This is a genomic window from Syntrophales bacterium (assembly GCA_030655775.1).
Classification (GTDB): domain Bacteria; phylum Desulfobacterota; class Syntrophia; order Syntrophales; family JADFWA01; genus JAUSPI01.
Genome location: JAUSPI010000049.1, coordinates 1 through 12,438 on the forward strand (window position 1 = coordinate 1; position 12,438 = coordinate 12,438).

The following is a 12,438-nucleotide window of genomic DNA, read 5'->3' on the forward strand; positions in this document are numbered from 1 at the left end:
TTCCAGTAATGAATATTACGAACGGGGTGCCTTCTCCCCTTTTCTAAAGGAGAGTTAGATGGGATTTTCATAGCAATTAGAACTTATTTCAAACAGGTTGGAAATGACAACCGAAAATTGACCACCTGTGCTAACCCAAAATTGACCACCCTGAGCAGTGTTAATAATTAGAGATGATCAGAAAATATCATCCCAGACCTTGCTTATTGTGAACAGTTGGTGAAACGGAGGGAGCCCGTAGGGCGACCGGAGTTTCACCTGCTGATGTGGCCACAACCAATCCGCTGATTCCTATTCGTACCGCCGTTTCAATTCCGTCACTTTTCTCTGGTCATAACCACTATCAGCCCTTATCATTTCCATCGGTGTTTTGTTTCTTCATCGGCGTTGTTCTTTTTCCTTTAAGGCTTTGTTTCAACCGATAGCTCTCCCACGTGCAATTGATGATGTGGGCCTTATGGGTCAGGCGATCCAATAAAGCGGCAGTCATGACCGGATCGCCAAACACCTGAGTCCAGTCAGCAAATCCCAGATTGGTGGTGATTACGTTTGAACCTTTTTCATACCGTTCTGCCAAGACTTGAAAAAGCAGTTCTGATCCTTCTTTGGAAAAGGGAACATAGCCAAGTTCATCAATTTATGTTGAGCTCAACATAAATTGATAAATGTTGAGTCTTTATTAATGTTGAGTTTTTCACTCAAGTGTATCAACAACAAGGATAAACGGAAGAATCTCTCCACATTAATATTCGATCATATTAGAATCTCCTGAATAGCAATTTTATTTGAAAGGAGGTTCAGTATGATTTCAACTATTCGCCCCAAATCGCATCAGAAGTATCTGGCGCTTCCTGTCTTCGGTCCATTTCTCGATGATTTCACACAGTGGTCTTACCTGCATGGCTATACGCTCGGCACTATTCGTAATCAGCTTAAAGGTACGCGTCAAATCATAGTTTTTCTGCAAAAGCAAGGTTTACAATCCATCGGCGAACTCACTCATTGCGATTTTGAAAAAGCCTGCCAGCATTTTCGTCAAGATCGTCCAGCCATTGCAAGCACTGTTCGACGGTTGCAAAAGTTTCTCGAGGAAAAAGGCGAACTGCCACTGCTGTTTCCTACACCCAAAACCCGCTCGGATAAAGAACTGGAGCATTTTGCTGCATACCTGAAAAATGTAAGAGGATTGTCCGACACTACGATTCAATCGCATCGTAGATATCTCGGCCGTTTTCTTAAACAGGTAGGCTTTGATACCAACGAACAGGCCTTGCCCCTTCTAACATTAAAGCAGATAGAAGATTTTATCTGCGCTTGTTCCAGGAACCTTAATCGATATTCATTACAACACGTTGTCGGATATTTGCGTGCTTTCCTTAGATTCGAGTATGGCAAAGGGATTTTACAGTCCCAGCTGCATAAAATGATCGACACGCCAAGAGTATACCGGCTTGAGAAAATTCCGCATTCTCTTCCCTGGTCTATAGTTAATAATCTTCTTAATTCGATTAACCGCACAGACACACAGGGCATTCGTAACTATGCAATGCTGCGTTTAATTACTACCTATGGCCTGAGGTCTTGTGAGGTTGTGTCCTTGGCTTTAGATGATATCAACTGGCGTGCCGGCACTGTCCACATTTTGCAGGGTAAAACTGAGAACAACCTTGTCCTTCCTTTAACGGATGATGTAGGTCAAGCGTTGATTGATTATTTGACCCGGCGACCAGAACTTCCATACCGCGAGATCTTTCTCCGTATCCGGGCACCAGGCGGGCCTTTAAAACCAACGGCTGTCTCCGAAGTATTTCAGCGCCAGGTTCGTTTAAGTGGCCTGGATATTCCATACCAGGGTCCCCATTGCCTTCGGCACTCCTATGCCGTTCATCTGTTGCGGCACGGCACTTCGGTTAAAGTCATCGGCGACATTTTAGGACATCGTAACCCAGAGAGCACCTGTGTCTACTTGCGGTTAGCCACCGATGATCTGCGTGGTGTAGCACTTGAAGTGCCACATTGTATAGATGACGGGATCCGTATCAACATTAAGGCGCTAAACGATCTGCCCACTGTAAGATGGTGTAAGGGAGTCAAGCTGGCAATGCCGTTACAAAGCTTTATCACAGAAGATATCAAGTCATATCTGCACCTGCATCGCTCCCTCGGCAAAGAATACAGGAACGAGGAGAACACTTTGCATTCTCTGGATTCTTTCCTGGCAACTCAGAGTCCTTGGATACAGAAGCTGGATGGAAAGATATTCAGCCAATGGTGTGATATCTTTGCTCACCTTTCACCCACGGTCAGAAGAAATCGTATGCGGATCGTTCGCAACCTCTGCCTCTATCGCCGGCGATCGCACCAGCATAGCTTTGTTCCTGATATCCTGACATTCCCAAAAGACCATTCGCAATTTATTCCATACATCCTTTCATCTTTAGATATTGCCCGTCTGCTTCGTGCAGCCCAGTTGCTTCCAGCCATGCCACAGAGCCCTTTGAGACCACAAACGATGAGATTGGCAATTGCTTTGCTTTATACTAGCGGGTTGCGCCGAGGCGAGCTCCTGCGCTTGACCTTTGGTGATTTCGATGCGGCCGAATCAACATTGTTCATCCGCTCCACAAAGTTTCACAAAGAACGTATCATTCCTCTGTCTGCTACCACTGACGCTGAACTGCGTACATATCTCAACGAGCGTCAACGGTGCGGATTGTCGATGAAAGAATCATCTCCAATTATCTGGAACAATGCAGGTGGCGCTGAGGGAAGAGCTTACACAGGGACCGGCCTGGCGCAAAACTGGAGACTTCTTTGCGCATCGCTTAAAATCCTTACCTCCAAAGGTATCCCACCCCGGATTCATGATATCCGTCATTCCTTTGCCGTTAATGCACTGCTGCGCTGGTACCACAATGGCGAAAACGTGCTGGCAAAGCTGCCTCAATTGTCCACCTATATGGGGCATGTCAGTGTCGTTTCCACCCAATGCTATTTGCTCTTTGCAGGATCTCTCCGGTCCGTAGCAAGCGCCCGTTTTGAGCAAAAATATGGGAATATTATCACAGATGATATCGAGGCTCCAAAACCCTGTAGCCCTCGAATAGCCGCAACCGGAGGTGCATGATGAACAAAAAGAAATCCAATGAATTGGCAACGGCATTGCAGGGCTTTTTCTGTAACTACCTGCCCCGCCAAAAAGGTACGAGCCTTCACACTGCCCACAGTTATCGAGACAGCATGAAGCTTCTGCTCGTCTTCCTTGCACGTAATAATGGTCCAGTCAACAGTCTTTGCTTTGAGGATATGAACGTCAACAAAATCGTCGCTTTCCTCGATCACCTTGAATCAGAAAGACATAATTCGGTCGGCACTCGTAATATACGGCTTTCGGCAGTGCACAGCTTTTTCCGTTACGTGGCCGGCATGTTTCCTGAGTATCTGGCCTCGTCTCAACAGATCTTGAGTGTCCCTTTTAAACGCATGTGCACTCGTACAGTTGAATATCTGGAGTTTGAAGAATTGTCAGCTGTTCTCAATCAGGTTGACCGTTCAAAATCAAATGGGCTGCGTGATTATGCGCTTTTGGCCCTCATGTTCAACACTGGTGCCAGGGTGCAGGAAATCGTCGACCTGAAGGCCGTTGACCTGCATTTGTCTGCTCCATTTATCGTGAATATCTTCGGTAAGGGACGCAAGGAACGTATCTGTCCTTTATGGGCAAATACCGCACGCATACTTCGTCAATACGTAGAAGAACGAGGTCTTGACCTGAGACAACCGGTTACCCTGTTCACGAATCATCTGGGAACACCTCTCACCAGGTTCGGGGTCAGATACATTATGGCAAAGTACATACAAAAAGCAGCACAAATCCACCCGTCTCTTAAAATTAAGCGCCTTCATCCCCACAGTATGAGGCACAGTACAGCTGTTCATCTTTTAAAATCCGGAGTCGATCTTGTCACTATTGCTAATTGGCTTGGGCATGCCAGTATCAATACTACTAACAAATACGCCACTATCGATTTGGACATGAAGCGAGAGGCAATCGCAAAGGCTGCTTCGCCTCAGACCAAATCTGTTCCACATTTGTCGTGGCGCAGCGATCCAGATATCCTGAACTGGCTGGAGTCACTATGATCCACCTGTATAGAATTAATGTGGAGATCCATGATGCTTTTTTGATAAAAAATCAATAGGATATGTTTAGAACTCAACATTAATAAAGACTCAACATTTATCAATGATCAGCAAACCATAACCGGCATAACGTTTCATGGTATGTCCAAGGTTCTTTTCATCTCGAGCTTCGATCAGTTCATTGGCCAACCCGCAGCCTGTAACAAATCTCGTTCGTATTCCCTGGCGGCAGGCCTCCATCCCAAGGGCGGTTGCCAGATGTGTCTTGCCGGTACCGCTACGGCCCAGTAATATCACGTTGCGGGCCTCTTTGATGTATTGACCGCTTAACAGTTCCCTGATCAAACGGGTATCCAGATCCGGGGCCGCTTCAAACTGAAATGTTTCAATGGGTTTCAGAAGAGGGAATCTCGCGTCCCTGGTTCTGCGCTTTAACCCGTTTTCTGTCCGGACAGCCACCTCAATCTCTGTCAGATTGAGCAGAAACTCTCCATAATCCTCACTTCTGTCCCGGGCCTGGCGAAGGCATGTCTCGAGCTGTGCGATCATGCCGGAGAGCTTCAAAAGTTTCATATTGGGCAGAAGCTGGACTTTAACGGCTGCTTTCACAGGGCACCCCCTATCCGGCTGTACACCGAAACATCCGGAGGCGGAAGCGTCTCCCAATTGTTAAGTGGAACGGGAGAGTACTCCACTGGAGCTATCCTGCTGATCAGTATATGCTCCACTGCCTCGCTGGAGCTGACACCGGCTGAGAGGGCTCCTTCCACCGCGGAAACTACATCTTCCTTTTTGTGTTCTTTAAAGAGCATCAAGACGTTTACGAAATCCTTAGTGCCACTGGTATGCCCCTGCTTTTCACAGAAACGCTCCAGGATCTGTTCAAGGCACTCCGGCCATACTTTTCTCCATTGCCTGATAGGACGAGCAGACTCAAAGGCCTGAGGACGCTGGGAGATCAATTCCAGGTAATGAAACGGATCCAGCTGCCATTTGTTGTTGCCATACAGGCGACGGTGGGCGGCTATCTTCCGGCTGCCGTGGAATATATCCATCCGATCCACACAGGTAATGGCCTGAACCTTCAGACCTGCGTAGCGAGTGGGAACCGAATAGCGGTTCTTGTCCATGATCATTGTTGAGTACTTGTCCACCTTCCCTGAGAAGGTCTCAATATTGCTGAACCGGACCTCGGGTATGAGCAGAAGGTGTTGCTTCTCTTTCTCATATAACTCATTGACTGTTTCTTCCCTGCCGGACATGCGATGGTTGCCATAGGCCATGCATTCATCCAGAAGACGTCGGTTTAACTCCTCCAGGCTCTGTGCCTCGGGTACGGGTACCATGTAGTTGCGGCGGGCATATCCGACAAGGCCTTCAACTCCGCCTTTCTCATGACCCTGAGCGGGATTACAAAAGCGTGGCGTAAAATTATAATACGCCTGAAACTTCAAAAAACTTTCATTGATCTTTCTGTCCCTGCCGCGCAGAACCTTGTCAACCGCGGTGGTCAGATTGTCATAGATCAAGGTGGAAAACACCCCGCCAAAAAAATCAAAGGCCTGAATATGCCCTTCAAATAAGGCCTGCTGACGTTCACATGGAAAACACTGGACAAAGTGTTTCCCGCTGCCTTTAGAGCGCATACAGAACATCTTCAGTTTGACGTGCTCACCAGCCAATATGGCATGACTCGTTCCCCAGTCTACTTCTGCTTCAAGTCCAGGCTCGGGATCCAGGGGAATAAAAACCAGAGAGTTGTCAAGTCCAAGCAGTCTACGGGCATCATGCACGTACTTCCTCACCGTTCTGTCACTGCCCTCAAAGCCATGTTCATAACACAGTCGAGAGTAAATCCTTTTTGCAGTGTGGCGTTGCTTCTTGGGGTTATCTTTGTCTCCCTTAAGCCACCTGTCAATGATATCCAGATATGGACCCAGTGCCGGATACGGCTGGTCCTTTCTGGCACTGTAATCACAGAGTTCTTTACTGAGCGCCTTCCTGACGGTGTTTCTTGAATGTCCTGTATCTCTGGCTATCGCTCTAATCTTCTTCCCGTACACTCTATGCGCTGTCCTGATATAATTGTATTGATCCACCGTTATCATTCTCCCTTCACCTCCGGTACTCTAATACCCCATGAGGTATCTTCTCTACCAGAGAACTCTATCGGGTGGGTCAATTTTGTGTTGCCGTTTGCCCTCCAAGTGGGTCAATTTTAGGTTACCAAAACCAACGCTTATGACCTCTACGCTGTATGTAACACTGTCATCCCACGCGACTGCGGAACCGGTGTCTACCCGCATAGTCTCTCCGGCACTTAGATCAAAAGAGAGGAGATCGCCTGCAACCTGAATAAAGGCAATCCCATCTCCTGATATCTTCTCCAAGATAAAACCCTCACCGCCAAAGAGGATGGCACCAACTCGTTTTTGAAAGGCTACGGATATACCCACGTCACCCACGGCGGCACTGAAGTCGTCACGTTGAGCTAAAACGGTGTTTCCGTTAAGACCTATAGGCAGTATCCGGCCAGGTACGCTTCCGGCGAACCCAACTTCGCCATGACCCCTAAAATAAGTAAAAAACAGCGATTCACCCGCCATCAACCGCTTGCCCGCTCCGACTATTTTGCCTAACATTCCCCCAGTAATGCCTTTGTTCTCGGGTAAATGGGTTTCGAAACTTACATCGCCCGTGGTGTAAACCATCTTCCCCGCCTCAGCGAAGGGTGTTACCTGTCGGGTTACAGGTATTTTTAAAACCTCAAGATTGCCGCCTTCTATTGAGTAAAGATCGCCCCGTCTTTCAAGTATGTACATTTCTTGTCCTTTCCTTAACTTTTTTAATAAGCAGGCATTCTGTTCTTACCCGAGCCTGCCAATCAGGGCTAGCATACACGCAAGGAAAGCATTATACTTCCACTGCACTATATATGAACATGAGTGCCACCATTTTATGGAAAGAAATGTTTTGAGGTGTTAACCAGTAAGTAGTTTGAAATGATGTCCGGGGAAGGGGAGGGGTTGAAAAATTAAACAGAAGTGGAAATGGCTGTTTTTTGTATGAAGTGCCGGTACCAAAAATTTTTGAGTTGCTGATTGGAGAAAGAGTATCCCTCTTTTCTCAAGACATCTGATATCTTGCTGAATGACAGGTACTTGCAGGTGTCAATGTTTTCCAGTAAAAAACTTTCAAATGGAATTGGCTGATTCTCCCCAAAATCCTTAAAACACGAGGCAATTCCTCTTTTGCCGACTGCTTTTAATATCCATTGAATCTTACTGAAGTCTACTCCAAGAGTGTGCGCGATCTCTCGCACCTCCACACCGTTGTTTGCCATTAGCACAGCCTTTGCCTTCTTCGTGTTCATTCCTTCAAGTGCCGTGATTTCCCAGTCGGCTAATGTTCTGGTAAATCTTCGTATTTTTCGTGGGTAGTCAACACGGAACGAGTATCCAGTTTTTAGATGAACGTCAAGATGGTCATTGTGTGTGATGATTTTTTCAATAATAACTTGAAACAGATTTCTTTTTTCAGAAAGTTCGGTGAGGTCAAGTACTAGCCAAAAATTTTCCAAGGCAATTTCGTACTGCTTGCGCGTTTTAGCAGGATCAAGATCGGGAAGGGAAAAATTCAACTCGCTTATTTGATTCTGGTATGTTTCGTTATCGGCTTTCAGCGCTTCAATACGGTCTTTAAGCTCCGCTTTATCCATGAATTCAGACTCAAACATCTCAAAATATTTGTTGATACTTTTTATGTTTTTCTGGATGAGTGTTTTTAGCCTCTGGATATTCTGCGCTGCAGTTTTTTCCTGATTGCGGTACTCAGCTTCCCCGTTGATCATGGACTCAAGAATTTCGGTCTTGTCTTTTTCAATTGTTTCGATCAGCCTGTCTGTAATGGATGCTTCTATCTTCCCGGCGTGAAATGATTTCAAGGTACACGCTGATCTGCCCTCATTAGCGCTACGGCCGCAACGATAAAATCTTTTTCCTATTTTATAGTCTCCAGAGCTGACCAGGCCACTGCCGCAAACATTGCACTTCAGCAATCCTGTCAGGAGATGTTTAGTTGCGGGGTGGCTGGGCGTGCGAGTCCTTTTTTGGATTTCCCGTCTGACTTCCTGATAAGTATCGAACGTTACAATCGGGTCAATGTTTCCATGCTCCAGTTCTTTGTCTATTTCAATCATGCCCGCATAGGTATAATTGCCAAGCATTCGCCCAATTGTTGAAGAATCAAAACGTTTGCCATATTTTGTTCTGAACCCGTTGTCGTTAAGGTATTCGGCTATTCCGACCATGCCTATTCCGTGAAGCGAAAGGTCAAATATCTTTTTTACGATCTCATGGCCCGGACCGTTATCGGGCACGAGCCTGTTCTTTTCCTCGTTTAGTTTCAGGCCGTATGGCACATGTCCCAGCGGCAGTCGCTTTACCCGCTTTCGTGTGTTCTTGACCGCCTTGATCCTCTGAATTATCGAATCCCGTTCAAACTCTGCCACGCTTCCAAGAAGGCCAAGTAAAAGCTTGCCCATGGGGGTATTGACATTGAAGTTTTCGCTGATGGAAATAAGCTCAACTTTGTTGCCTTCAAGGAGTTCAAGTATGCTCAGCAAATGGCTGAGCTTTCGACTTAGTCTGTCAATCTTCCAGACCAGAATCCGCTCAATTTTACCTTCCTTGACGAGATCGAGCATCGCTGTGAGACCGGGTCTGTCATACTTCGTTCCTGAATAACCCATGTCATCAAATATTCGATACTTCCATCCCTGTTTTTTTGTGGTTTGGGTAAGTTGATCTATCTGGTTTTTAGTAGAGTAACCTTTTTGGGCTTGTTCTTCGGTGGATACACGTACGTAGATTGCGGTATAGGTATTTGTACTCAAAGGGCGTTTACCTTATGGCGGGGAATTGTTACTATGAAACAGGGAATTGTCCCCTAAAGAAGATGTGTGTGTGAAAATTACACTTTATGGAGATGAATTATCCCCAAAACTCCATCCTTACCCTTCAGAGTGAGGGTTTCGACTTCCCCGGGACCAATTCTTTCCAGAGCGTCAACAACCGATTTAAAGGCACACTTCTTACCATTGATATCGGCGTATGTAAGTCTGTTATGGTTTTTTAAAATAAATTCTGCGATGCTGCTAATAACTGATTCTTTCTCCTGCACGATAACCTCCCAATCAGCGTACCGATCTGCCTTGATTTTTGGATAAGCAGATTAAAATTTCTATATCAGTCAGAGAATACTCTCTGGTGGAAGGGGGATGTCGTCACTTTCATGTGGCACATCCTTCCAACTAAGTCCAAGCGCTTTATACATTTCCCTTAATTCTTCCTGACGTTCTAAAATCTCGCGTCTGGTGAGACCATGCCTGCCATCTACTGCAAGCATGTACTTGATCATCTTACCTTCGCCTTTTTCCGCAATTGTCTTAACCCACGGCTGCCTGGGCAGATGAGTAGCCTCAACAATTTGTTCAGCGTTTGTATTCTTGAAAAATGATACTACGTTTTGCAGAAGACGCAATTCACGCTTGGTGAATATGGACTCATCGAATCTAAAATCTTCCTCAGGGACTATCTTTTGAAAGTTCTCAATAACTTCCACTTTAATGGCTCTCTCCATGTCCGGCTTGGGGTCATTAGATAATTCCCTGAAAAGATCAGCCGGGACCGGCCCCTGTTTCCATGCATAGTAGTTCAGGCCGGTTACAGAACTGCCCGTTTCCCGGAAGTGAAAGAAGTCGAGGTGGTACATGAGCTTCATGAGCTTGGTCTTCCCGCACTTTTTTGTGTTGGACGCAAAGTAAAATATTGTGTTGATCATCTTCACTCTATTGATTCTCAGTATAATACTATTATCCGCACTCAGTTCCTCGGATATTTCCCTTTTTCTTTTTGTCGTAAGCCAACTCGCTTCTCCAATCACTTTTCCGTATATATCGCGGAAAAAATCTGGACGTTCTTTTTCCAGTGCGGCGAGAACTTCAATTAACTTTCTTGCTATATCCTCATTCTGGAACTGTTTTATTGTGGGATCTTCAGGTTTCCTTCCAAAAAACAACTCGTCAGCGGAAATATTGTGTTCCTTGCACACCTGCAGGAGGTTTCTGTATGGGACACTGTTCTGAATTTTTCGCCGAGTCAGATCAGAAGAGGAGAGAGCCATTATCTTAGCAACATCTCGTTCAAATTCAACCCCACATTTGTTTTTTAAATAATCAATTATTTCCGCTACTTTTTTCATTTTTAGTTCACCTGGTGGTACTTGCCTTTACTGAGCATATCTTTTTTACTTGACATAATTTAAAAACTATGATAGAGGACCTGGTAGATTATATGTTACATATAACAAATAAAGTTTAAATGTCAAGTAATTTTAAGAAATTTTAAAATGGTGGGATCACACTGGAAAAGAGGAAGTTCGTTTAACTGTTATATAGATACTGTTGCCTTCGGTGACTACTTCCAAATAACAGTTGGTATAGTTATTACTCGACCGACTCCAACAATACTTGTACCTCTTCTACATTACAGCTAAAAACACGATTTACGTGGCACTGTGGAGTTAGATTTAATAGCAAATACCTTCGTAACGCCTTTCAGATTTACCCAGATTCCCACACGTATATAAAAATCCCATCAAAGAAAATTGAGATATTTCCCATGAAACCTGATTTCACCTGATTTCACCTGATTTCAAGGAGAGGCAAATTGTATGGCCGATAAAAAGGACCGAGACATAGCACAGGGCGAATTGAGTAGAGCGTGTGTGGACATAAGCAAGATTAATTTCTCTGGTAATATTATCCCAAAGAATTGGTTCAAGTCAATCAAATTCCCTTCTGGCAAGGCAGATCTACTGGCAATTAATATTCTTGCGGAGGTTGTCTACTGGTACAGGCTGGTAGAGGTTTGCGATGAAGCAACGGGGAAGGTGATTGGATACAAACGAAGGTTTAAAGCGGACAAGCTCCAGAGAAGTTATCAGAGCTTCGCCGATATGTTCGGTGTTTCAAAGCGGCAAATAAAGGTGGCTATTGATCGTTTGAAGGCCCAAGAATCTCTGAAGACGGAATTCCGAACGGTTCACAGTGGCAACGCTATAATGACCAACGTCCTTTTTCTGGAACCCGTGCCAAAAAACATCTTAAATATTACACACCCACAACAGACCGATATTGTTGACCAATCCTCCCCCCTCCTACAATCAAACGTAAGAGGGTCCTACAATCAAATGCAAGAGGGTCCTACAATCAAATGTAGGACGTATACAAAGATTACTAATAAGAATACAAATACTACTTCTTCTAAAGAAGAAGAGTCATCTCCCCCCTCCCATACCAAAAGTTTGTCTCAAGATATATTGGACCCCGACAAAAAGGAAAACATTATTGTCATTAACGAAGAAGATAAGTATCCGGATGGCGTTTCAATGATCAACGGCCCTTCCCCCTCATCACAGGAAATAGTTGAGTTGTGGAATTCTACCTGTGGCCTCGCCGGACTACCCAAGGTTGTCAGACTAACAAAACAGAGAAAAAGCAACATCTCCAGACGTATCAGGGAATACGGCAGCGACCCGGTATTCTGGGAAGGGCTATTTCAGGGGATTATCCAAACCCCGTTTCTGGTAGGCAATAATGATCGTGGGTGGAGAGCGGATATAGACTTCGTGTTTGGTAACGATACAAACATATCGAAGATTCTTGAGGGTAAGTACGAAGGGGGATCGCAAAGAGGGGATACAAGCTTAACGAGCCAGATTCAGGGTGTTTTTAACGGGTTGCAAAAAATAAAACAGAGAGAAGAAAGAAAGGGGAGTGAAGTATGAAAATGGAGTCTTTCGCTGAAAAGTTTAACGCCATGCTCACAGTTTGTAAACACAAAAATACGGGTATGAAAGAAGTGGAGACTAAAATGCAGATTTACTACGAGTGCCTCAAGGATATTCCCGATGACCTGTGGGATGAAACAGTAAAAACTGTTTTATTTACGCAGGATTTTTTTCCAACGATAAACGAAATACGCAAGGTCAGCTGTGGGCTGACAATGAAACTGGAAGGACGACCGCTTGCGGAGAGTGCCTGGACAGAGGCGCTTGTGGGGATACAAAGGGGGATGGGAAGTAATGACTTTGGTCACCCCGATATCGAGGATGCGATATCTGCTGTGGGGGGGCGAGATAAAGTTGGTTATGCATCCCTTGGATATGAACTCGATATGTATCACAAACGGTTTGTCGAGTATTATAACCAGCTTGGGCAGGATAGGCAAAAAT

General features: G+C 45.2%; 11 protein-coding genes. 4 read left to right on the forward strand and 7 right to left on the reverse strand.

The genetic code is table 11. The features are described from left to right. Window positions 1-343: 343 nt before the first annotated feature. The gene (locus Q7J27_02680) at window positions 344-637 is read right to left on the reverse strand and encodes an ATP-binding protein (protein MDO9528046.1); all 294 of its coding nucleotides are present in this window, start codon (window positions 635-637) and stop codon (window positions 344-346) included. A 165-nt stretch (window positions 638-802) separates the two neighbouring features. Here Q7J27_02680 and Q7J27_02685 point away from each other — a divergent pair, with 165 nt between their 5' ends. Together Q7J27_02685 and Q7J27_02690 are read left to right on the forward strand one after the other, a co-directional pair. Then, the gene (locus tag Q7J27_02685; protein MDO9528047.1) at window positions 803-3,127 is read left to right on the forward strand and encodes a tyrosine-type recombinase/integrase; all 2,325 of its coding nucleotides are present in this window, start codon (window positions 803-805) and stop codon (window positions 3,125-3,127) included. Continuing rightward, window positions 3,124-4,143, forward strand: a complete 1,020-nt coding sequence (locus Q7J27_02690) for a site-specific integrase (GenBank protein MDO9528048.1) — start codon at window positions 3,124-3,126, stop codon at window positions 4,141-4,143. The genes Q7J27_02685 and Q7J27_02690 overlap by 4 nt, the downstream gene beginning before the upstream one ends. Before the next feature lie 90 nt (window positions 4,144-4,233). Here Q7J27_02690 and Q7J27_02695 read toward each other — a convergent pair whose 3' ends face one another. From Q7J27_02695 to Q7J27_02720, 6 genes are all read right to left on the reverse strand, one after another. After that, a complete protein-coding gene (locus Q7J27_02695) occupies window positions 4,234-4,752 on the reverse strand; it encodes an ATP-binding protein (protein MDO9528049.1) in 519 nt (172 codons plus the stop codon). Continuing rightward, entirely contained in the window at window positions 4,749-6,251 is a 1,503-nt protein-coding gene (gene istA / locus Q7J27_02700; GenBank protein ID MDO9528050.1) for an IS21 family transposase, read from the reverse strand. The genes Q7J27_02695 and istA overlap by 4 nt, the downstream gene beginning before the upstream one ends. 45 nt (window positions 6,252-6,296) lie before the next feature. After that, window positions 6,297-6,965 (reverse strand): AIM24 family protein, encoded by a 669-nt coding sequence (locus tag Q7J27_02705; GenBank protein MDO9528051.1) that lies wholly within the window; start codon window positions 6,963-6,965, stop codon window positions 6,297-6,299. Window positions 6,966-7,177: 212 nt separating this feature from the next. Then, a complete protein-coding gene (locus Q7J27_02710) occupies window positions 7,178-9,037 on the reverse strand; it encodes a recombinase family protein (GenBank protein ID MDO9528052.1) in 1,860 nt (619 codons plus the stop codon). A gap of 77 nt (window positions 9,038-9,114) precedes the next feature. Further along, window positions 9,115-9,324 carry a hypothetical protein gene (locus Q7J27_02715; GenBank protein ID MDO9528053.1) on the reverse strand — a complete coding sequence of 70 codons (210 nt, stop codon included), beginning with the start codon at window positions 9,322-9,324 and terminating at the stop codon, window positions 9,115-9,117. A gap of 69 nt (window positions 9,325-9,393) precedes the next feature. Further along, window positions 9,394-10,404, reverse strand: coding sequence for a Panacea domain-containing protein (locus tag Q7J27_02720; protein MDO9528054.1), 1,011 nt, complete (start codon window positions 10,402-10,404; stop codon window positions 9,394-9,396). Between the two features lie 471 nt (window positions 10,405-10,875). Between Q7J27_02720 and Q7J27_02725 the strand changes: the two genes are divergently transcribed. Further along, on the forward strand, window positions 10,876-11,991 hold the full coding sequence (locus Q7J27_02725) for a hypothetical protein (GenBank protein ID MDO9528055.1): 1,116 nt from the start codon (window positions 10,876-10,878) through the stop codon (window positions 11,989-11,991). Continuing rightward, window positions 11,988-12,438: hypothetical protein (locus Q7J27_02730; GenBank protein MDO9528056.1), on the forward strand; the 451-nt coding region annotated here is incomplete at its 3' end. The genes Q7J27_02725 and Q7J27_02730, both read left to right, overlap by 4 nt.